General features: G+C 73.6%; 13 protein-coding genes. 7 read left to right on the top strand and 6 right to left on the bottom strand.

From position 1 onward, the window contains the following. Positions 1 to 65: 65 nt before the first annotated feature. From KME66_RS17415 to KME66_RS17405, 3 genes are all read left to right on the top strand, one after another. Entirely contained in the window at positions 66 to 2180 is a 2115-nt protein-coding gene (locus KME66_RS17415; RefSeq protein WP_216323551.1) for a flotillin family protein, read from the top strand. A gap of 476 nt (positions 2181 to 2656) precedes the next feature. After that, positions 2657 to 7837, top strand: a complete 5181-nt coding sequence (locus tag KME66_RS17410) for a DNA repair ATPase (RefSeq protein ID WP_216323548.1) — start codon at positions 2657 to 2659, stop codon at positions 7835 to 7837. 47 nt (positions 7838 to 7884) lie between these two features. Further along, entirely contained in the window at positions 7885 to 9897 is a 2013-nt protein-coding gene (locus tag KME66_RS17405) for an NAD(P)-binding protein (protein WP_216323545.1), read from the top strand. A 163-nt stretch (positions 9898 to 10060) separates the two neighbouring features. Here KME66_RS17405 and trpS read toward each other — a convergent pair whose 3' ends face one another. Further along, complete coding sequence (gene trpS / locus KME66_RS17400) at positions 10061 to 11161, bottom strand: tryptophan--tRNA ligase (RefSeq protein ID WP_216323542.1); 1101 nt, start codon at positions 11159 to 11161, stop codon at positions 10061 to 10063. 357 nt (positions 11162 to 11518) lie between these two features. Here trpS and KME66_RS17395 point away from each other — a divergent pair, with 357 nt between their 5' ends. From KME66_RS17395 to KME66_RS17380, 4 genes are all read left to right on the top strand, one after another. After that, positions 11519 to 12616, top strand: coding sequence for an LLM class flavin-dependent oxidoreductase (locus KME66_RS17395; protein WP_073222733.1), 1098 nt, complete (start codon positions 11519 to 11521; stop codon positions 12614 to 12616). A gap of 5 nt (positions 12617 to 12621) precedes the next feature. Further along, a complete protein-coding gene (locus tag KME66_RS17390) occupies positions 12622 to 13281 on the top strand; it encodes an FMN reductase (RefSeq protein WP_216323539.1) in 660 nt (219 codons plus the stop codon). Between the two features lie 281 nt (positions 13282 to 13562). Next, positions 13563 to 13985: a universal stress protein gene (locus KME66_RS17385; RefSeq protein WP_073222736.1), complete on the top strand. Its 423-nt coding sequence runs from the start codon at positions 13563 to 13565 to the stop codon at positions 13983 to 13985. Between the two features lie 333 nt (positions 13986 to 14318). After that, positions 14319 to 18026, top strand: a complete 3708-nt coding sequence (locus KME66_RS17380) for an AAA family ATPase (protein WP_216323536.1) — start codon at positions 14319 to 14321, stop codon at positions 18024 to 18026. Positions 18027 to 18380: 354 nt separating this feature from the next. On the opposite strand, the gene KME66_RS17375 is transcribed toward KME66_RS17380, so the two are convergent. The 5 genes from KME66_RS17375 to KME66_RS17355 form a co-directional block, all read right to left on the bottom strand. Further along, complete coding sequence (locus KME66_RS17375; protein ID WP_216323533.1) at positions 18381 to 19712, bottom strand: MerR family transcriptional regulator; 1332 nt, start codon at positions 19710 to 19712, stop codon at positions 18381 to 18383. Between the two features lie 220 nt (positions 19713 to 19932). Beyond that, entirely contained in the window at positions 19933 to 20790 is an 858-nt protein-coding gene (locus KME66_RS17370) for an ABC transporter permease (RefSeq protein WP_073222741.1), read from the bottom strand. Next, a complete protein-coding gene (locus KME66_RS17365) occupies positions 20787 to 21758 on the bottom strand; it encodes an ATP-binding cassette domain-containing protein (protein ID WP_216323530.1) in 972 nt (323 codons plus the stop codon). Before KME66_RS17365 ends, KME66_RS17370 begins: the two co-directional genes overlap by 4 nt. 184 nt (positions 21759 to 21942) lie before the next feature. Further along, a complete protein-coding gene (locus tag KME66_RS17360; RefSeq protein WP_216323527.1) occupies positions 21943 to 22512 on the bottom strand; it encodes an NADPH-dependent FMN reductase in 570 nt (189 codons plus the stop codon). Between the two features lie 114 nt (positions 22513 to 22626). Next, the gene (locus tag KME66_RS17355) at positions 22627 to 23034 is read right to left on the bottom strand and encodes a hypothetical protein (protein WP_073222747.1); all 408 of its coding nucleotides are present in this window, start codon (positions 23032 to 23034) and stop codon (positions 22627 to 22629) included. Positions 23035 to 23112 lie beyond the last annotated feature (78 nt).

Here is a 23112-nt window from a genome sequence, read left to right as displayed (position 1 = left end):
GTCCCCGTGACCGCCGCCGCTCAGCCGCGCCACTTCCGTACCAACCAGCCGCCAAGGACTCTTCTATGGATGCCATCTCCCTGGGCATCGGCGTGCTCGTCGCCGTTGTCCTGCTCATCGTCATCGCCATCGCCTTCGTCGTCACCCGGCTGTTCCGCAAGGTCGAGCAGGGCAAGGCGCTGATCATCTCCAAGACCAAGAAGGTGGACGTCACCTTCACCGGAGCCGTGGTCCTGCCCGTGCTGCACAGGGCCGAGACGATGGACATCTCGGTGAAGACGATCGAGATCCACCGCGCCGGGCGCGAGGGGCTCATCTGCCAGGACAACATCCGCGCCGACATCCAGATCACCTTCTTCGTCCGGGTCAACAAGACCGTCGAGGACGTCATCAAGGTCGCCCAGGCCATCGGCACGGAACGGGCCAGCGACAAGGACGCCATCCAGCAGTTCTTCGCCGCGAAGTTCTCCGAGGCGCTCAAGACCGTCGGCAAGCAGCTCGACTTCGTCGACCTGTACACCAAGCGCGAGGAGTTCCGGGACCGGATCATCCAGGTCATCGGCACCGACCTGAACGGCTACCACCTCGACGACGCCGCGATCGACTTCCTGGAGCAGACCCCGATGGCCCAGCTCGACGGGGCCAACATCCTCGACGCGCAGGGCATCCGGAAGATCACCGAACTGACCGCGATCGAGCACGTGCGGACCAACGAGTTCCAGCGCACCGAGCAGAAGGAGATCACCCGGCAGGACGTCGACGCCCGCGAGACGATCCTGGAGCTGGAGCGCCGGCAGTCCGAGGCGGAGATCAAGCAGCGTCGCGAGGTCGAGACCCTGCGCGCCCGTGAGGAGGCGGCCACCGCCCAGGTGCAGGAGGAGGAGCGGCTCGGCGCGCAGACCGCGTTCATCAGGACCGAGGAGCAGCTCGGCATCCAGCGCGAGAACCAGGCCCGCGAGATCGCGGTCGCGCAGAAGAACCGCGAGCGGGTCATCGCCGTCGAGAGCGAGCGCATCGAGAAGGACCGGATGCTGGAGGTCATCGGGCGCGAGCGCGAGACCGAGCTGAACCGGATCGCCGCCACGAAGGAGGTCGAGGCCGAGCGCCGCGAGGTCGCCGACGTCATCCGCGAGCGGATCGCGGTGGACCGCACGGTCGCCGAGCAGGAGGAGTCGATCCTCACCCTGCGCGCCGTCGAGGACGCCGAGCGGGCCCGCAGGTCGGTCATCATCGCGGCCGAGGCGGAGGCCCAGGAGAAGCTGGTCAAGGACATCAAGGCGGCCGAGGCGGCCGAGGCGGCGTCCTCGCACCTGGCGGCCGAGCAGCTCACGCTCGCCGAGGCGCGCCTCAAGACCGCGGACCTCGACGCGCAGGCCAAGCTGCGGCTCGCGGAGGGCATCCAGGCCGAGACGGCCGCGCCCGGTCTCGCCGCCGTACAGGTGCGGGAGGCGGAGGCGGACGTCACCGAGAAGGCCGGTCTCGCGGAGGCCGAGGCGACGGCGGCCCGGCTCAAGGCCGAGGCGGAGGGCGCCCGGCTCAAGGCGCTCGCCGACGCGGAGGGCACCCAGGCGCAGGCGACCGCGGACGCCGCCGCCATCGGCGAGAAGCTGAAGGCGGAGGCCGCGGGGCTCACGGAGAAGGCGGCGGCGATGGCGGCGCTGGACGAGGCGTCCCGCACGCACGAGGAGTACCGCCTGCGGCTCGACGCGGAGAAGGAGATCCGGCTCGCGGGACTCGACGTGCAGCGGCAGGTCGCCGAGGCGCAGGCGTCGGTCCTGGCGACGGGCCTGGAGAACGCCGACATCGACATCGTCGGCGGGGAGTCCGTCTTCTTCGACCGGCTCGTGTCGTCGGTCTCGCTCGGCAAGGCGGTCGACGGGTTCGTCGACAACTCCCAGACGGCGCAGGCGCTGGCGGGGTCGTGGCTGGACGGTTCGTCGTCCTTCACGGACGACCTGAGCCGGGTGCTCGGGTCCGTCTCCACGGGCGATGTGCAGAACCTGACGGTGTCGGCGCTGCTGATGCGGCTGATGGGGGCGCCGGGTGCGGCCTCGGGCCAGGTGAAGCAGTTGCTGGCGGCGGCGAAGGAGCTGGGCCTGGCGGATCTGCCGGTGGCTTCGGCGGCCGGTGGGCAGGGGGCTCCCGCGGTGTCGCTGAACGGGGCCGGGGCGCAGGGGTAGCCCGGCCCGCACCACCACAGCCCCGTCCGGCGTTCGAGGACGGAACCCTTGGCCCGGGGGGCCGGAAGGTCCGCGTGTGCGTCCCACGGGGGTGGGCGCACCAGGACCCGGCCGCCCGGGTGCGTCCCACGGGGGTGGGCGCACCAGGACCCGGCCACCCGGGTGCGTCCCACGGGGGTGGGCGCATCAGGGCCCGGCCGCCCGTCAGGGCGGGCCCTCCGGGCCAGGGGTTTCGTCCTCGAACGCCGCCGGGCCGGAAGTCCCGGGCCTCGCCCCGCACGCCGGGAGCGGGCCCGCCGGGACGGGGGCCCGTTCCCGAGCGCCGGACGGTCCGGAACTCCGGGCCGGCGGGGCGGACCCGACAGCCCCGGGGCCGGGTCCCCGAACGCCGGGCCGGCCGGAACTCCCGGCCCACCCCGCACACCGGCCGGGCGGGGGCGGCCGGCACATGACGCAACACGTAGGGAGCCGTACGCATGGACAGCGACATCACCGCCACCGCCACCGAGCCCCAGGACGCCCACAGCGGCCGGGGCGAGGTGGACGCCGGTGCCTACGAGGTGCTGCGGCGGCGGCTCTCCGCGCAGGCCGGGGAGCTCGTGCGGCGGGCCGAGGCGCTCAACGCCCGGCGGACCGAGGAGTTCGGGTCCACCGGGCTGCGGCTGCTGGCCACCGAGCAGGTGCGCACCGAGCACGCCTCGGTGCCGCGCGACCTCGTCGCCGTCGGCGGGAAGCTCCTCTTCGGGTTCGAGCGGGGCCCGGGGGCGCGCGGAGAGGCCGCGGTCCGGGACGTCCTCCTCCTCCGGGACGCCGGACCCGGCGACGGTGCCTCCACGGCGGGAACGGGGGCCGGCGACGACGGCGCCGCGCCGGAGACCGGGGCCGGGGGCGGCGCCCCGGAGGCCGCCGGGACCACGACGGCCGCGGTCCCGGACGGCACCCTGCTCGACGACGAAGGGTTCCGCCGCGAGTTCGGCTCCCTCCACCGCTACTTCCGCGACGCCCGCCTCCTGCGCCTGCGCCGGACGGGCGGCAAGCTCCTCGCCGTCTTCCGCACGGGCGAGCGGGCCGAGGACATCCGCGTACTGCGCTGGGCCCTGGGCGCGGACGGGTCGCCGGGGGCGTTCCTGGACGCGCAGGGCGAGCGGGACCACGTCTTCCCGGCCTCGCACGACTTCGAGTGGACCGTCGCCGGGCGGGAGGACCATGTCCCGGGGCGGCACCCGCACATCGCCATCGGCAAGGGCGGCGGTCTCTTCGTCGACACGCTCGGCGGGACCCTCACCGTCAAGGTCACCGACGACACCGAGTCGCCGGACGGGATCTACGAGGAGCCCGTCGACGAGCCGTTGCAGTCGCTGGCCGACGCCGACGTGGCCCACGCCGAGGTCGGACCGCTGGTGCTGCTGCGCGTGCGGCCGTACAAGGAGACGGACTGGCGGTACCTCGTCTTCAACTCGCTGCTGGGCAGCGTCCAGCGCCTCGACTCCATCGGGCCCGCCTGCCACCGCCTCCCCGAGGACCAGGGGATCATCTTCCCCGGCGGCTACTACCTCACCACCGGCACCGCGAAGACCTTCGACACCGCCGAGGAGCTGACCGAGCCGGTCTTCGAGGGCGCCGTCCGCTCGCCCAACGGGGAGGACGTGCTCTACGTCTTCCGCTCGCGCGACGGCCTCCGCAGCCTCCTCCTCCCCTACAACCTGATCCGCCAGGAGGTGGCCACCCCGCTCACCGGGCGCGGGCACGCGCTGCTGGACGACGGGACGCTGATCCTGCTCCGGGACACCCCGGACGGGCCGGCCCGCGTGCACCCGTTGCAGCGCTGGCAGACCCCGTACGTCTCCGAGACCTACGCCGCCGCCCGGCCGGCCGGGTCCGGGCCGCTCGCCCGGACCGGCAACGCCGATCTGGTGCGCGGGATCTCGGACTGCCTCGCGCTCGCGCACGGCGTTCAGGACATGACGCCCACGACCGCGGTGTACGGGCAGCTCGCCGCCGACTGCGCGCGTGCCCAGGACCGCTACCACTGGCTGTCCGACCCGGAACTGGGTTCGCTCGGTGAGCCGTTGGCCGAGCTGCGGGCGACCGCGCAGCAGGTGCTGGCCGAGTTCACGGCCGTACAGGATCTGACCCGGCGGGCCGCCGACGCGCTGGAGGAGACCGCCGGGCGCATCACCGCGCTGGTGCGGCGGGTGCGCGGCGAGGTGCCCGGTTCGGCGTCCGTGTGGGTCGAGCGGCTGACCGAACTGCGGCAGGCCCACGGTCACTTGGCGACGGTCGGCGAGATGCGGTACGCCGACGTCGAGCGGATCGCCGAGCTGTCGGCCCGGACCGAGGGCGACATCGCCTCGGCCGCCCAGCGGGCCGTCTCCTTCCTCGCCCGCGAGGACGCGTTCGACGGGTACCACGAGGACATCGCGAAGCTCGTGGCCGAGGCGGGGGCGCTGGAGACCGTGCGGGACGCCTCCGCCGTGACGGACCGGCTGGCCGCCATGACGGACGGGCTGGCCACCGTCACGGACGTCGTGGCCGGGCTCGACATCGGCGACGCCACCGTGCGCACCTCGATCCTGGAGCGGATCGCGGAGGTGCTGGGCGGGGCGAACCGGGCCCGTGCCACGCTGGACGCGCGCCGCAGGGAGCTGCTGTCGAAGGAGGGGCGGGCCGAGTTCGCCGCCGAGTTCGCGCTGCTCGGGCAGGCGGTCACGGGCGCACTGGCCGCCGCGGACGCACCGGAGGCGTGCGACGACCAACTGGCCCGACTGCTACTTCAGTTGGAGAACCTGGAGTCGCGGTTCGCGGAGTTCGACGACTTCCTCGCCGAGCTGGCCGAGCGGCGCACCGAGGTGTACGAGGCGTTCTCCGCCCGCAAGCAGACCCTCCAGGACGAGCGGGCGCGGCGCGCGGAGCGGCTGGCCGGGTCGGCGGACCGGGTGCTGGAGACCATCGCCCGGCGGGTGGCCGCCCTGGACGATCTCGACGCCGTCCACACCTACTTCGCCTCCGACCCGATGGTCGCCAAGATCCGGCGGACCGCGGACGAGCTGCGCGAACTCGGTGACCCGGTACGGGCCGAGGAGCTGGACGGGCGGCTGAAGGCGGCCCGGCAGGAGGCGGGCCGGGCCCTGCGCGACCGCAGCGAGCTGTACGCGGACGGCGGGTCCGTGATCCGGCTGGGCCGCCACCGGTTCGCGGTGAACACCCAGCCGTTCGACCTGACGCTCGTCCCCTCCGGGGAGAGCCTGGTCTTCGCGCTGACCGGGACGGACTACCGGTCCCCGGTCAGCGACCCGGCGTTCACGGCGGCCCGGCCGTACTGGGAGCAGCTGCTCCCCTCGGAGAACGCCGCCGTCTACCGCGCCGAGCACCTCGCCGCCCGGCTCCTCGACGAGCACGGGGCGAGCCGTCTGGCCGCCCTGTCCGATGGAGAACGGGTGCGGCTGGTACGGGAGTCCGCCGCCGAGGCGTACGACGAGGGGTACACGCGGGGCGTCCACGACGAGGACGCCGCCGCGATCCTGGCCGCCCTGCTGCGCCTGCACGCGGACGCCGGGCTGCTGCGCCACGAGCCCGGGGTGCGGGCGGCCGCCCAGCTGTTCTGGACGTACGGCGTGGACGCGGGCCTTCGCACGTCCTGGGCACGGCGGGCGGTGTCGCTGGCCCGCGCCCGCGACACCTTCGGGCTGGCCCCGGCCATCGCCGTGCTCCAGGAGGAGTGGGCGGCGGCGATCGCGTCCGGCCCGGCGGCAGCGGACGGGGTACGGCCCAAGGCCGTCGCCGCGTACCTCTTCGAGGAGCTGACGAGCGGTCCGGCCGGGTTCGTGCGGTCCGCCGCGGCCCGGACGTTCCTCGACGGGTTCCACCGGGCCGCCGGGCCCGACGGGTACGCGGAGGACCTGGCGGCCCTGGGCGACGACCTGGCCGCCCGCAAGCAGCTCGTGGAGGGCTGGCTCGTCCCGTACGCCGAGTCCGTCGGGGCCGCCGGGACCACGGGTTCCGCCGGGACCACAGGTTCCTCCGGGACCGGGGCGGGAATCGGTGGCGGCGATCTGGCGGAGGCCGTCGCGGTGGAGCTCTGCCCCCAGCTGGAGCGGTACGCGTGCGACGCGCCGCTCACCGAACGTCTTGAGGGTCTCCTCGGCGATCACCCGCGCATCGCGGACGGCGGGGCCCTCACCGTACGGATCGACGAACTCCTGTCCCGTACCGCCGAGTTCCGTGACACCACCGTGCCCGGGTTCCGCGCCTACCAGCGGCTGCGCACCTCCCTGGTGACCGCCGAGCGCGGCCGGCTCCGGCTGGACGACCACCGGCCGCGCGTGATGTCGGCGTTCGTCCGCAACCGGCTGCTCGACGAGGTGTACCTGCCGCTGATCGGCGACAGCCTGGCCAAGCAGCTCGGCACCGCCGACGCCGACCGGCGCACCGACTCGCAGGGGCTGCTGCTGCTCGTCTCGCCGCCCGGCTACGGCAAGACGACGCTGATGGAGTACGTCGCGGACCGGCTCGGCATGGTCCTGGTCAAGGTCAGCGGGCCGAACCTCGGCCACGACGTGACCTCCCTCGACCCGGACCGGGCCCCGAGCGCCACCGCCCGGCAGGAGGTCGAGAAGATCAACTTCGCGCTGGAGGCGGGCAACAACACCCTCCTCTACCTCGACGACATCCAGCACACCTCGCCCGAACTGCTCCAGAAGTTCATTCCGCTGTGCGACGCCACGCGCCGGATCGAGGGTGTCCGGGACGGCGAGCCGCGCAGCTACGACCTGCGGGGCAAGCGGTTCGCGGTGTGCATGGCGGGCAACCCGTACACCGAGTCCGGCGAGCAGTTCCGCATCCCCGACATGCTCGCCAACCGGGCCGACGTGTGGAACCTCGGCGAGGTGCTGAGCGGCCGGGAGGACGTCTTCGCGCTGAGCTTCGTGGAGAACGCGCTGACCGCCAACCCGGTCCTCGCCCCGCTGGCCGGCCGTTCCCGGGACGATCTGGCGCTGCTGGTGCGGCTGGCGGGCGGCAGCGACCCGGCGGCACGTGCCGAGCACCTGGAACACCCGTACTCCGCAGCGGAACTGGACCGCGTCCTGGCGGTGCTGCGGCACCTCCTCACGGCCCGGGACACCGTGCTCGCGGTGAACGCCGCGTACATCGCGTCGGCCGCGCAGACGGACGCCACCCGTACCGAACCGCCGTTCCGGCTCCAGGGTTCGTACCGCAACATGAACAAGATCGCCGAGCGGATCGTGCCCGTCATGAACGACGACGAGCTCTCCGCCGTGATCGACGACCACTACGCGGGCGAGGCCCAGACGCTCACCACCGGGGCCGAGGCGAATCTGCTGAAGCTGGCCGCCCTGCGCTCCGCGCTCACCGCCGAACAGGCCGAGCGGTGGGCGGCGATCTGCGGCGGCTACGTCCGTACGCAGGCACTCGGCGGTCCGGAGGGCGATCCGATGACCCGTGCCGTGGCCGCGCTGGGACTGCTCGCGGACCGGATCGCCGCCATCGAGACGGCGATCCAGCGGGCGGCGGACCCCCGGTATCCGCTCGCGGGATCTGCGGGGGGCGTCAACGGCGGCGGGGGCGACGGCCGGCCCGCTCCCGGCCGCCATGCGAAGATCGTCGACGCCCCGTACCGATCGACGCCCCCGCACTGATCAACGCCCCACGCCGATCGGGAAGACCGAGCCGGAAGGATCACGGCATGCTGGGTTTCGTGCCTCCACTTCCTCAGCAGCCGGGACGGCCGCCGTCCGCCGGCCACATGATCGTCTGCGGGGACGACGCCCTCGCGCGCCGGCTCGCCGTGGAACTGCGCTACATCTACGGAGAACGGGTCACGCTGCTCCTGCCGCCGGGCCGCGACGCGAACAGCCCGGAGACCCCGCTGACCCAACGGGGCCGGGCGGCAGCCCTGTTCGGCCGGATGTCGGCGGCGATGAACCGCGCGGGCAACGGCGGCGGCGCCACCGGCGACAGCGGCGACAGCGGCGACACCAACGCCGGGGTCGAGGCCGTCCGCATCATGGAGGCGCCCGAGCCCTCCGACGACGTCCTGGAGGAGGCGGGCATCGACCGGGCCGCCGCCCTCGCCCTCGTCTACGACGACGACGAGCGCAACATCCGCGCGGCTCTGACCGCCCGCCGCCTCAACCCCCGGCTGCGGCTGGTGATCCGGCTCTACAACCGCAAGCTCGGCCAGCATCTGGAGGAGCTGCTCGACCAGGCGGCGGCCGTCGCCATGCCCGGGATCGACCGGGCGCTGCTGGACGCCTCCACCACGGTCCTGTCCGACGCCGACACCGCCGCCCCGGCCCTCGCCGCCACCGCCCTGACCGGCAGCAGCAAGGTCATCCAGGCCGAGGGGCTGCTGCTGCGCGCCGCCGAGCGCCCGCCGCCGGCCTCCGGGGAGAGCGCCGACCCCGGACTGTGCACCCTCGCCCTGCTCTCCTCCACCACCAACGACCCGGCGGGCGCGGAGGGTTCGGACAGCAGCGGCGACGAGGCCCCGCGGCTCCTGCCCGACGAACGCGCCGTCGCCGGGGCGACCGGCCGGGGCACGGTGGTCCTCGAAGCGATCAGCCGCGCCGACCCGGACCGGCCCGCGACCCGGATGGGAGGCAGGGGCGCACCGCTCGCCCAGATCTTCTCGCGCCGGCTGCGCTGGTCGGCCCTGGGCTTCGCGCTCGCCGCGGTGGCGCTGGTGGTCGCCTCGCTGCTGACGACCGAGGACACCGCGCTCCACTCCGCCTACCTGACCCTCCTGGACCTGCTGGGCATGAACGACCCGGCCGAGGACGCGTCGGCGGCCCGGCAGATCATCCAGATCCTCTCCGGCATCGCCGGTCTGCTCCTGCTGCCGCTGCTGATCGCCGCCGTCCTGGAGGCGTTCGGCACCCTGCGCACGGCCTCGTCGCTGCGCCGCCCGCCGCGCGGTCTTTCGGGGCACGTGGTGCTGCTGGGGCTCGGCAAGATCGGTACGCGTGTCCTCGTACGCCTGCGGGAACTCGGCATCCCCGTGGTCGTCGTGGAGGAGGACTCCGACGCGCGCGGCATCCCGCTGGCCCGCGCCCTGCACGTGCCGACCGTGATCGGCGACGTCACGCAGGAGGGCGTTCTGGAGTCGGCCAAGGTCTACCGCGCCCGCGCCCTGCTCGCGCTGACCAGCAGCGACACGACGAACCTGGAGGCGACGCTGTACGCGCGCTCGGTGAAGCCGGACCTGAGGGTCGCGCTGCGGCTGTACGACGACGAGTTCGCCACCGCCGTCTACCGCACCCTGCGCACCGCGCACCCCCAGGCCCTGACCCGCTCCCGCTCGGTCTCCCATCTGGCCGCCCCGGCGTTCGCGGGCGCCATGATGGGCCGCCAGGTCCTCGGCGCGATCCCGGTCGAGCGCAAGGTGATGCTGTTCGCCGCCCTGGAGGTGGCGGGGCACCCGCAGTTGGAGGACCGCACGGTCGAGCAGGCGTTCCGGGCGGGCGCCTGGCGGGTCCTGGCCATCGACGCCACCCCGCCCGCCGACCGCACCCCGGACCTGGCCGCCCTGCCCCCGTTCGACCCGGAGGGCGACGCGACCCCGCCGCCCTCCAGCCTGGTCTGGGACCTGCACCCCGGGTACGTCCTGCGCGCCCAGGACCGGGTGGTGATCGCCGCCACCCGCCGGGGCCTGGCGGAACTGCTGCGGCGACAGCGGTCGGCGGCGCCGAGGCAGTAGCTGCCACGGCGGTGGTCGGCGGCGCGGGGACGGTGCCGAGGCAGTGGCTGCGGCAACAGCGGTCGCAGCGCGGGGACGGCACCGAGGCAGTGTCCGCGACGGCAACGGTCGGCGGGCGGGGCGGCCCCGGGGGGGGCGGGCTGCCCCGTTGCTCGGCCGGTCGCTAGCGGACCGCGCCCATCGCCTCCCGCACCTCGTCCAGCGTGGCCTCCGCCAGGGCGTTCGCCCGCTCGTTGCCCGCGCGGAGCACCGACCGTACACCGGTCAGGTCCTTCGCGTACTCCGCCCGCCGGGCCCGGAAGGGGGCCAGGTGGCTGTTGACCGCGTCCGTCACCGTCCGCTTCAGCGCGGCAGCCCCGCCGCCCCCGATCTCCGCCGCGACCTCGTGCGGGTCCCGGTCGAGGCAGAGAGCGGCCAGCAGCACCAGGGAGGAGACGTTGGGGCGGGCCACGGGGTCGTAGGTGATGTGCCGGTCGGCGTCCGTGGTCGCGCCCCTGAGGAGGCGGACGGTCTCGTCGGCGGTGGCGGAGAGCGGGACGGAATTGCCCCGGCTCTTGCTCATCTTCGTACCGTCCGTGCCGAGCAGCAGGGGCGCGGCGGAGAGCAGCATGTCCGGTTCCGGGAAGACGGGGCCGTACCGCTCGTTGAAGCGGCGGGCGATGGTCCGGGTGACTTCCAGGTGGGGCGCCTGGTCCCGGCCGACCGGGACCAGGTTGCCCTTGCAGGACAGGATGTCGGCGGCCTGGTGGACCGGGTAGGTGAGCATCAGCCCGCTCACCGTGGACTGCCGGGAGTGCGCGATCTCGTCCTTGACCGTGGGGTTGCGGTTCAGCTCCGCCACGGAGACCAGGCTCAGGAAGGGCAGCATGAGCTGGTTCAGCGCGGGGACGGCGCTGTGGCAGAAGACGGTGGACCGGGCGGGGTCGATACCGAGGGCCAGGTAGTCCAGGAGCAGCCCGTCGGTGTACTCCCCCAGCCGCTCCGCCGTGTCCCGGTCGGTGATGACCTGGTAGTCGGGGATGAGGACGATGACGTCCACACCGAGATCCTGGAGGCGGACCCGGTTGCGCAGGGAGCCGAAGTAGTGGCCGAGGTGAAGGGCGCCGGTGGGTCGGTCCCCGGTGAGGACCCGGAAGCCGCCGGGGTCCTGGGCGATGCGGCGCTCCAGCTCGGCGGTGCGGCTCTCGGAGCCGGGGTGCTCGGTGCGGGGGTGCTCGGTGCGGGCGGGTCCGGTGCTGCGGGGTCCGGCGGTGGTCGCGGTCATGGTGGGTGCTTCTCCTCGCGTGAGTGATCCGTGAGGGACGGCCCCGCCGGTGAGCACCGCTGCGCTCTCCGTCTTCCCTGTCCACGCCGTACGAGGGCAGCGAAAAGGGCCGTCCATGTCGAACGGCCCTGGTTCCGTGCAGATGCTGTGGCCGCTCCTAGGAGGAGCGCCACCAGTTCCGGCACGGAAGGGAGGTCATGGGCCGAGTGTACGCACCGGCCGGAAGACACGCCGGGACAGGTGACCGGAAGCCCGTGGAATAGGCGGGAGGGGGGTGCCGTTGTAGGGTGTAGTTCAACATTCAACCAAATCGGCGAGGGGCGTCATCCCCGGCCGGGACTCAGGAAGGCGGACGCCATGCAGTTCGGGATCTTCACCGTCGGGGACGTCACGACCGACCCGACCACCGGCCGGACCCCCACCGAGAACGAGCGGATCAAGGCGACCCTGGCCATCGCGCAGAAGGCCGAGGAAGTCGGGCTGGACGTCTTCGCGACCGGCGAGCACCACAACCCGCCGTTCGTCCCGTCGTCCCCGACAACGACGCTCGGCCACATCGCCGCCCGCACCGAGAACCTGATCCTGTCCACGTCCACCACGCTGATCACCACCAACGACCCGGTGAAGATCGCCGAGGACTACGCCACCCTCCAGCACCTCGCGGACGGCCGCGTCGACCTGATGATGGGCCGGGGCAACACCGGACCGGTCTACCCCTGGTTCGGCAAGGACATCCGCCAGGGCATCCCGATGGCCATCGAGAACTACGCCCTGCTGCACCGGCTGTGGCGCGAGGACGTCGTGGACTGGGAGGGCAGGTTCCGTACGCCGCTCCAGTCCTTCACCGCCACGCCGCGCCCGCTGGACGGCGTCCCGCCATTCGTCTGGCACGGCTCCATCCGCTCCCCGGAGATCGCCGAGCAGGCCGCGTACTACGGCGACGGCTTCTTCCACAACAACATCTTCTGGCCCATGGAGCACACGAAGAAGATGGTCGGCCTCTACCGGCGCCGGTACGCCCACTACGGGCACGGCACCGCCGAACAGGCCATCGTCGGGCTCGGCGGCCAGGTGTTCATGCGGAAGAACTCGCAGGACGCGGTACGGGAGTTCCGCCCCTACTTCGACAACGCACCGGTCTACGGCCACGGCCCCTCCCTGGAGGACTTCACCCGTGAGACCCCGCTGACCGTGGGTTCCCCGCAGGAGGTCATCGAGCGGACGCTGACCTTCCGGGACGCGGTCGGGGACTACCAGCGCCAGCTGTTCCTGATGGACCACGCGGGGCTCCCGCTGAAGACGGTCCTGGAGCAGCTCGACCTCCTCGGCGAAGAGGTCGTACCCGTCCTGCGCAAGGAGTTCGCCAACCTGCGGCCGGCCGGAGTGCCGGAGTCCGCGCCCGTCCACCCGGCGGTGACCGCGGCCCGCGCCCCTGAGCAGAAGAAGGAGGTCTGACCTCGATGACCGCCACCGCACCGCAGCGCATCGTCGCCGTATCGGCCGGGCTGAGCCGGCCGTCCTCCACCCGGCTGCTGGCCGACCGGCTGGCCGCCGCCACCCGTGAGCGCCTCGCGGCCGGGCAGGACGGAGACGTCGAGATCCGCGTCATCGAGCTGCGCGATCTCGCCGTGGACATCGCGAACCACCTGGTCACCGGGTTCCCGCCGGCCGGGCTGCGCGAGGCGATCGACGCGGTCACGGAGGCCGACGGGCTGATCGCCGTGACCCCCGTGTTCACCGCCTCGTACAGCGGTCTGTTCAAGTCGTTCTTCGACCTGATCGACCCCGCCGCGCTGACCGGCACGCCCGTCCTGATCGCCGCGACCGGCGGCACGGCCCGGCACTCGCTGGTCCTGGAGCACGCCCTGCGCCCGCTCTTCGCCTACCTGCGGGCCGTCACCGTGCCCACCTCCGTCTACGCGGCCTCCGAGGACTGGGGCTCCTCGGGCGACGAGCACACCGAGGGCCTGCCGTCCCGGATCCGGCGCGCGGGCGGGGAACTGGCCTCCGCGGTCCTCGGCCCTGCGGTCTCCGGGGCCTCGCGGACCGTGGGCCAGGACGACGGGGAGGACGCGGTCGTCCCCTTCGAGCAGCAGCTCGCGGACCTGCGGCTGGGCTGACCACCCTGGCGGTCCGCCCCGGGCGACCGTCCGCCCCGGGCAGACCGCTGTCGGGGCGCGCTGACCGGAGCCGGGCTGACGGGGCGAGCGAGCCGGGGGCGAGCGAGGGGGCGAGCCGGGGTGGGAGGAGGGCGAGCGAAGGGGCAATCCGGGGCCGCGCGGGGCGAGCGAGGGGGGCGAGCCGGGGCGAACCCCGGTGGCACACCGCCCCACCCCGATTGCCCTATTTGATTACAGTGAGACCGGATGCTGTACCGAGCGCGACCGAGCTGGAGGCAGATATGGGCAGGATCGTTGTGGGCGTCGACGGATCCGACTCCTCGATCAAGGCACTGCACTGGGCCGTACGCCAGGCCGAGCTGACCGGAGCCACGGTGGAGGCCGTGAACAGCTGGGAGTACCCCGCCACCAGCTGGGCTTCGATGATGCCGGGCATGCCGGAGGACTTCGACCCGCAGGCCCTGGCCACCGTCTCCCTCAACGAGGCGCTGGAGGAGGCTCTCGGCGCCGCGGGGGCCGCCGCGGTCAGCAAGATCGTGGTCATCGGCAATCCGGCCCAGGCCCTGCTCGACCGCGCCCAGGGCGCCGACCTTCTCGTCGTGGGGGCCCGGGGCCACACCGGCTTCAAGGCCACCCTGCTCGGCTCCGTCAGCCTCCACGTCACCCAGCACGCGCCGTGCCCGGTGACGGTGGTCCGCGACTGAGGCAGGGGCGAGGCGGTACGGAGCCGTCGCACCGCCGAGCGGCAGCCGGGACGAGGCTGACGCAGAGCAGGACGACGGGCCGGGACCGGGCAGACAGGGGGAGGTGGACAGGCCGGGGCGGGACCGCCAGTGGCGGGGCGACAGGCCGGGGCGGCACCGACGGAGGCGGGGCGGGGCGACAGGCGGGAGCAGGGCGACAGGCCGGGGCGGAGGGGGCTGACACGGGCAAGGCGACGGGCCGGCCCGCTTCATGGCCCCCCGCCCCTGCAGCCCCACCCCCGCTCCGCGAAGAAACAAGGGGCCGTTGTCAGTGGGTGCTCCTATCGTGTGGTCATGACCCCTGCTCTCTTCGGGCGCGACCACCCGGCAGGCGTTCTCCGCTCGGAGATCGCCAGGGCCACGGACAGCCACGGCGGTCTCGTGCTGGTCACCGGAGAGGCCGGGATCGGCAAGAGCACCCTCGTCACCGACGCCGCGCACGAGGCGCGGCGGCGCGGGGCGCTGGTGGTCGGGGGTTCCTGCTGGGACTCGGACAACACCCCTGGCTACTGGCCCTGGGTCCAGATCCTGCGCGGCCTGCGCCGGTCCGCCACGGCGACGGAATGGGCGGCCGCCCAGGAGGCGGCGGACGGCCGGCTCGCCGTGCTCCTCGGTGACCCGTCCGGTGCCGCCACGGCCGGTGCTCACGGGGCCGGGCCCGGCGCGGAATCCGGTGCGCCGGGCGGGGAGCCGCCCGGCGGTGACCGGCCGGGCGGGGGGCCGCCGGGCTGGGGATCCCCGGAGGGCGCCGAGGCGTTCGGACTCTTCGACGCGGTGACCACGGCCCTCGTCACGGTCTCCCAGAGCAGGCCGCTGGTGGTCGTGCTCGACGATCTGCACAGCGCCGACCCGGCCTCGCTGCGGCTGCTCGAATTCGCCGCGCAGCACGCCTGGTTCGAGCGGCTGCTGCTCATCGGCACCTACCGGGACGTCGAAGTGGAGGCTCCCGGGCACCCGCTCCAGCCGCTGATCCTGCCGCTGGTCTCCCGCGCCGCCACGACCCTCACCCTGACCGGCCTCGGCCGGGACGAGGTGGGCGCGCTGATGACGGTGACGGCGGGCCACGAGCCCGCGCCGGAGCTCGTCGACGAGGTGCACCGGCGTACGGGCGGCAACCCCTTCTTCGTCGAGCAGACCGCCCGCCTCTGGCACAGCGGATCCCCGGTCTCCACGATTCCGCCCGGCGTACGGGAAGCGGTCCGTCAGCGGCTCGCGCTGCTGCCCGAGCCGGTCGTCTCGCTGCTGACCAGTGCCGCCCTGCTCGGCCGGGAGTTCCGCCGGCAGGTGCTGGCCGTCGTGCACGGGGCGCCGGTCCCCCACGTGGACCGGCTGCTGGAGTCGGCCGTCGTCGCCCGGGTCGTCGTTCCCCGCCCCTCCGGCCGGTACGCCTTCGCCCACGACCTCCTGCGCGAAACGCTGTACGCCTCGCTGGACGACGCCGAGGCCCGCGCACGCCATGCCGCCGCCGTACGGGCCCTGGACGCGCACGGCGGCCTCGGCAACGCGGTGCCGACCGGTGCTCTGGCCCGCCACGCCCATCTCGCCGGGCACGCACTGGAGCGCGACCGCCGGATCGACCTGCTGCTGGCGGCCGCCCGGGACGCCTCGGGGCGCCTGGCCGACGAGGAGGCCGTCGGCCACTACCGGCGCGCCCTCGCGGTGGCCTCCGGCGAGGATCCCGACCTCCGGCGCGCCGTGCTGATCGGCCTCGACCTCGCCGGACAGCTCCGGCACGCGGGCGAGACCGCGGAGGCGCAGCGCCTGCTGGACGGGTCGGTCGCCCGGGCCCGGGAGCTGGACGACCCCGAGCTGCTGAGCCGGGTGGCGATCACTCTCCACCGCGACGGGTTCCCGGGCGACGGCGGCGCTTCCATGAGGAGCCTCCTCACCGAGGCACACCGCAGGGTCACCGGCAAGGAGGGCCAGGCGAGCCTCTCCGACGACCGGCTCGCCCAGGAGCTGGCCATCAACTTCATGGCACTGGCCCGGAACGGCTCGGACGACGAAGCGCTCGCCTTCTCCCTCTGGGCGCGCCACGACTCCGTGTGGGGCCTCGGATCGGCGGCGGAACGGCTCGGGCTGACCGACGAGATGACCGTCGTCGGCCGGCGCACCCAGCACCACGACATGGAGCTGCACGCGGCGTCGATGCGCTGGGTGGCGCTGCTGGAGCTGGGCGACCCGGCCTTCCTCGACCAGTTCCGTACGTTCGCCGGGCTCGCCGAGCTGACCGCGCTGCCCCGGTTCGCCCTGGGGGTCGCCGTCGACACCAGCCTGATCGCCGCCCTCCAGGGCCGGTTCGCCGAGGCCACCACCGCGCTGGCGGACGACGCGCTCGACCCGGAGAACAACGACCACCCGGCCTTCGGCTTCATGGGTCACCATCTGCGCTGGGCGCTCCATCTGCTCCAAGGCGACTTCGCCGAGGCCGAGGAGGTTCTCGCCGAGCTTCCCGCCTCCGGGTATCCCTGTCCCGGGCTGCTGGAGGCGGTCACCGCGGTGGAGCAGGGAGACGCCACGCCCGCGTTGCGCCTGATCGCCGAGCACGCGGACCGCGCCGCCCCCTACCCTCGGGCGTTCATGCCGCTCTGGCTCAGGCTGCTGGCCCAGACGGCCGCGGTGACGGGCGACCCGCGCCTCATCGCCCGCGCGGAGGACGAACTGACGCCCTACACGGGCCAGTGGGTCGTCTCGCTGTACGGGTGCGACATCAGCGGCCCCGTCGACCTCTGGCTCGGGATGCTCGCCGCCGCACGTGGCGACCAGGACGCGGCGGAGGCGGCGCTCACCGAGGCCGCCGCCTCCTCGGACCGCCTCGGCGCCCGCCCCTGGGCCGTACGCGCCCGGCTGAGCCTGGCCCGTTCCCTGCTCGCCCGCTCCGGCGCGGGCCAGGGCTCCGGGGCGAGAGGAGACTACGGCCCGGACGAGAGTTACAGCGCGGGCGAGGACTTCGGGGCGGGCGAGGACTGCAACGCGCGCCAGGGCTCCCGTGCGGGCGAGGAGTCCGGGGCGAGCGACGCCGGACAGGCCCGGCGGCTGCTCGGTGAAGTGATCCGGGAAGCGGGCGAGTTGGCCCTGGGCCACCTGGAGACCGAGGCCGCAGCCCTCCGTGCGGCCCCACCCCTGACCGCCTCCGCCCCCGCGACTGTCACCCTGGCCCCGGCCACCGCGGCGGCCGACGCCTCCGCAGCCACCTCCGTCTCACGGTCGCGGGGCCCGGTCCCGGCGGCGGCCCGGAGCGAAGCCGAGGACAGGAGCCGGGCCGGGAACGAAACCGGGGCCAGGAGCGAGACCGGGAGCACGAGCGAGACCGGGAGCAAGAGCGAGGCCGGGAGCACGAGCGAGACCGGGAGCAAGAGCGAGGCCGGGAGCAGCAGCCGGGCCGGAGTGGCGGCCGGCCGGGACACGGCAGCAACGGCCCCGGGGCGGGGCGAGGCCGCCGCGCCACACGAGCCGCCCGCGGAATTCCGGCGGAACGGACCGGTGTGGCAGCTGCGGTGGGACGGGGTGACCGTGCACGTCCCGGACGCCAAGGGCCTGCGGGACCTGCACAGCCTGTTGGGGCTCCCCGGCGCCGACGTCCCGGCCGTCCGGCTCCTCGCCCCCGAGGGCGGGGACCTCGTCGCCGCCGCCGGGCAACTCGGCGGCGATCCAGTGCTGGACGAGGAGGCCAAGCGCCGCTACAAGGAGCACCTGGAACGGCTGGACGCCGAGATAGACCGAGCAGCCGCCCGGGACGACACCGAGCAGGTGGAGAAGTACGGCCGGGAGCGGCAGGCCCTCCTCGACGAGCTGCGCACCGCGGCCGGACTCGGCGGCCGGACCCGTCGACTGGGCGACCAGACCGAGCGGGCCCGCAAGACGGTCACCGCCCGGATCCGCGACACCCTGCGCAAGCTGGACCCCCTGCATCCCGCGCTGGCCGCCCACCTCAAGGCCTCCGTCACCACCGGCACCACCTGCGCCTACCGCCCGGAGCGCTCCCCCGACTGGCGGCTCTGACCCCACCACCTCCGCCCTCCGCAACACCGGGGTCCGCCGCAGCACCGCAGCCTCCGCAACACCCCGGGGCTCCGGGGCACCCCGGCTTCCGCAGCACCGCGGCCTTTACAGCGCCCGGGTCTCCAGAGCACGGCGGGCCTCTCCGCCGGGGCACGGCCGACTTCTCCGCGCCGCAGGCCTCCGGAGCACAGCGGGCCTCCGCAGGCAGCGCCTCAGCCCCCGCAGCACCTCAGTCCTCCGCAGCACCAGCGTCCGCCGGGGCGCCGCGGCCCCCCAGAGCCCGGGGCCGGCCGTTCGCCCCGCGCCCCGTGGCGTCCGGCCCCGGGCCCACCGACCGCTCGGCGGCTCCGCTTCTCACTCCTCGACGACCACGTCGGCCACGGCACAGGCCACGTTGTCCGGCCCGCCCGCCTCGCGGGCCAGGTCGACCAACCGGCGGACCGCCTCCTGCGGGTCCTCTGCCGCGACCACCGCCGCCCGCAGATCCGCCGCGTCCACCACCGCCGTCAGGCCGTCCGAGCACAGCAAGTAGCGGTCCCCCGCCAGCACCTCCTGCAAGCGGACGTCCGGGCGGCACGCGACGGCCACCGCTGCCGGTCGCTCCTCGCCGACCAGCGCCTTCAGCAACAGAGCGGGCTCCGGATGGGAAGCGGCCTCCTCCGGGCTCAGCGAACCGTCATCGATCATCGACTGGACCAGGCTGTGGTCGTGCGTGATCCGGAACAGCTCACCGCCCCGCAGCAGATAGGCCCGCGAGTCCCCGATGTGCACGAGCCCGAGCCGCGAACCGGTCCAGAGCATCGCGGTGAGCGTGGTCCCCGAACCGTCCGGAGCCGCACAGGATGCGACCGCGTCCCGCACCGCCCCCGCAGCCGAATCCGCCGTGTCCTCCAGGGCGTTGAGCAGGTCGGCGGCGGACAGCGCACCGTCCCGGCCCCACGTGGAGGGCTTGAGCGCCTCGATCGCCGCCGCACTCGCCTCGGCCCCGCCCTCCCCGAAGCCGTCGGCGACCGCAAGCAGCCGGGGCCCCGCGAACGCCGCGTCCTGGTTCGTCGTACGCACCACTCCGATATCGGTCAGCGCGGCGCACCGGATCGCGAGGGCCACCGCCCCCGCACCCGCACCCGCACCACCCAGCTCCCCGGGCCCGACCGACGCCCCGGGCCCCACCGATGCTCCGGGCCCGCCCAAGACGCCGGGCCCACCCGCCACGCCCGCACTCCCCGAACGTCCCGCACCCTCCACGTTGGCCGCATGACCCGCGTTGCCCGCGTTGCCCGCGCTGCCCGCGCTGTTCGCCACCCGTGACATCGTCCTGCCCTCCGCTGACAGATGGTCGACGAGGTACATCGCCAGATCGCGCCGGGCCGCCGTCTCGGCCTCCACCCGTGCCCAGTAGGCCCGGATCTCCACAGCCGCAGCACCAGCGTCGAGCGCCACGACCCGGCCGATCCGGTTCAGCGGCATCCCGATCCTGCGCAGCCACGCCACGAGCCGGGCCCCCTCCACCTGCGCCGGGTCGTAGTACCGGTAGCCGTTCAACGGGTCGACCAAGGCGGGCCGCAGCAGGCCCAGTTCGTCGTAGCGCCTCAGCGCCTTGGCGGAGAGCCGGGACAGCCGGGCGAACTCCCCGATCGTCACCAGCTCCCCGCTCCCGGCACCCGCCGAGCGGCCTTCGCGTCCCACCCCGTACCTCCTCGTACCGGGCGCCTTCCGCCCGGCCCCACCGATGCTGGGGCTTCCCCCGCGGGGAAGGTCAAGGATGCCCGGACGAACCCGGCCGGGACCCCACCGGTGGGGGGCTCGGGGCCACCGGCAGGCGCGGCGGGGAGTCACGGTGGATGCGCGCGCGGGTCCCACCGGCAGGCGCCCCGGACCCGTCGATGGGCCCCGGGGTACGCGGCGGTCACTTGCGGTTGTACAGCCGCATCGTCACCGGACCGAAGACCGCCGCGAGGATCCCGGCCCACCCCAGCGACCAGGCGACGTCGGCGGCCGGCCAGTTGCCCGCCATCAACTCGCGCACCGCCGTGGCGAGGTGGGTGACCGGGCTGTTGTTCACGAAGGCCTGGAGCCAGCCCGGCATCGTCCTCGGGTCGACGAAGACATTGCTGAGGAAGGTCAGCGGGAAGATCACCATCATGCTGACGCCCATCACCGACTTCTCGGAGCGCAGCAGCAGCCCGAACATGGTCCAGATCCACGAGAACGCGAACGCGAACACCATGAGCAGGGCGACGCCCGCCAGCACGCCGAGCACGCCGCCGCCGGGGCGGAACCCGATGAGCATGCCGACGGCGAGCATGACCGCCGACGCCAGGAGATAGCGCAGGACGTCGCCGAGCAGATAGCCGACCATCGGGGCGGGCCGCCAGATCGGCAGGGTGCGGAAACGGTCGAAGACGCCCTTGGCGATGTCCGTGTTCACCGCGACACCCGTGTACATCGTGATCATCACGACGCTCATCACCATGATGCCGGGCAGCAGGAACTGGATGTACTCCTCCGTGGAGCCGGCCAACGCCCCTCCGAAGAGGTACGCGTACATCAGGACCAGCATGATCGGGAAAGCCGTCACGTCGAAGAGCTGCTCGGGCACATGCTTGATCTTCAGCATGGCCCGCCAGCCGAAGGTCAGCGATGCCGACAGGGCACTGGGCCTCGGCGGGCGGTCCCGGCCCACCAGGAGCGCCGAGAGGCGTTCCTGGTCGGGCGCGGCGAGTACGACGTCCTCGGGCTCCGTCCTGGCGGTCGCGGTGCTCATGCCGCCACTCCCTTCTTGTCCGTGAGTGCGAGGAAGACCTCGTCGAGGCTGGGCTGTCCCAGCGAGAAGTTGTCGACCGTGATGCCGCACCGGGCCAGCTCGGCCAGGGCCCGCCCGGCGTGCTCCGCCGCTCCCTGCTCGGTGCTCTGCCCGTCGACCCGGGCGGTCAGCGCCACCGGGTCCGCGTCCGGCTGGACGTCCGCGTTCAGTGCGCGTGCCAGCACGTGCTGCGCCTCGGCCCGCTGGTCGGCGTTCCGCAGGCGCAGATGCACGGTGCCGGCGCCGACGGACGCCTTGAGCTCGCCCTTGGTGCCCTCGGCGATGACCTTGCCGTGGTCGATCACCGCGATCCGGGAGGCCAGTTGGTCGGCCTCGTCCAGATACTGGGTGGTCAGCAGGACCGTGGTGCCGTGGGCGACGACCGCTCGCACGATGTCCCACACCTGGTTGCGGCTGCGGGGGTCGAGACCGGTGGTCGGCTCGTCCAGGAACAGCACGTCCGGGGTGTTCAGGATGGACGCGGCGATGTCGATGCGCCGCCGCATGCCTCCGGAGTAGTTCTTCACCTGCTTTGACGCCGCCTCGCTCAGCCCGAACCCGTCGAGCAGTTGCTCCGCCCGGTGCCGGGCCGCCGGCTTGGAGTGGCCCAGCAGCCGGGCGAGCAGGACGAGGTTCTCCGTACCGGTCAGGTCCTCGTCCACCGAGGCGTACTGGCCGGTCAGGCTGACCCGGCTGCGAACCGCGTCGGCGTCCTTCACGACGTCCTTGCCGAAGATCCGGGCCGAGCCGCCGTCGGGGCGCAGCAGGGTCGCGAGCATGCGGACGGCGGTGGTCTTGCCGGCGCCGTTGGGTCCGAGGACGCCGTAGACGGTGCCCGTGGGGACCGCGAGGTCGATGCCGTCCACCGCGCGGTTGTCGCCGAAGACCTTCACCAGCCCCGTGGTCTCGATGGCCAGTTCAGTACTCATGATCCATTCCTTGGTGGTCGTCGGTGGAAGTCCCGTGATCCGCGCCGGAGCCCCACGCCCTGCTCCAGCTGCTCGTGCGGCGTGGCCACTCGTGGGCTGTGGCTGCTCGTGAAGCGTGGCCGCTCACCAGCTGTGGTTCCTCGTTGGTCGTGGCCGCTCGTGGTTCCTCGTGAGTCGTGGCCGCTCATGAGACGTAGGGGCGGGCGGCGCGCGCCTCGCGCAGGGCCCAGCCCCACCAGCTGAGCTGGTCGAGCATGAGCGCCACGGACCGGTCCCTTCCGGTGTCGCCGGGATGTCTCTCCAGCGGCTGCCGGAGGACGTCGAGCGCGATCCCGTTCCGCAGGGTCACCGTGTGCAGCTCGGTGAAGACCGAGCGCAGCTGCTCCACGGCGTACAGCCCGGCGGAGCCGTGTCCGTAGCTCACGAAGGCGACCGGTTTGGTCTGCCACTCGTCGTAGGCGAAGTCGATGGCCTGCTTCAGGGAGGCGGGGAACGAGCGGTTGTACTCGGGTGTGACCACGACGAAGGCCTCCGCCCTCTCGATCTCCTCGGTGAACGCCGTCATCTGGCCGGTCGCCCGCCCCGGGTAATGCACGGGGAAGTCGAAATCGGCCAGGTCGAGCACGGCGAGCTCCAGCTCGCTCCGGTGCCGGGCACGCTCCACGAACCAGCGGGCGACCGCATCCCCGATGCGGCCCTCGCGGGTACTGCCGATGATCACCGCCACCCGCAGCGGAGCGCTGTCCGTCGTCATCGCCCGTTCCTCCTCCCGCTCTCACTTCTTGGGCGCGAGACGGAGAGGCGCGGCCGCCAGATTGAATCTGGCGGCCGCGCAACAGCCGGAGAAGCCCCGGACGCCCGACGGGCCTCAGGTCTCCCGCGAGTAGAGGTAGTAGTACGACACGACGAGGACGCCCGCCCCGACGGCCAGCCCCAGTCCGGTGGACCGCAGCACACTGGTGTCGGTGAGGCTCACCAGGAAGCCGATCGCGCACGCGGTCAGCGCGCCGTAGGCGGCGGCCCGCAGTTCGCGGGGCAGCGAGTGCTGGATCCGGCCCAGCGCGAAGCAGAGGGCTGCCAGAGCGACCCCGGAGACGAGACCGAGCAGGACCTGTCCGCCGGTGCTGGGGCCGCCGTCGCGGCGGATGAACGCCGCGTAGAACCCGTAGATCACGCCGAGCACCAGAGGAAGTGCCCAGGCGAGCGAGGTGTGATGCGGGGTCCGCGCATGGGCGCGGGGCCCCCTTCGGCCGGGCATGGCTGCGTGTGTGGCCATCGCGGACAGCTCCTTCCGTCGCCCCCGTCGCACGCCCCCGTTTCTCCAGAGCACACCCGGCCGCGCGTCCCGGCAACT

Origin of the sequence: Streptomyces sp. YPW6, from assembly GCF_018866325.1 — a bacterium.
GTDB lineage: Bacteria > Actinomycetota > Actinomycetes > Streptomycetales > Streptomycetaceae > Streptomyces.
Note: the sequence above shows the minus strand (reverse complement) of the source record. Positions and strands in the feature narration are given on the sequence as shown.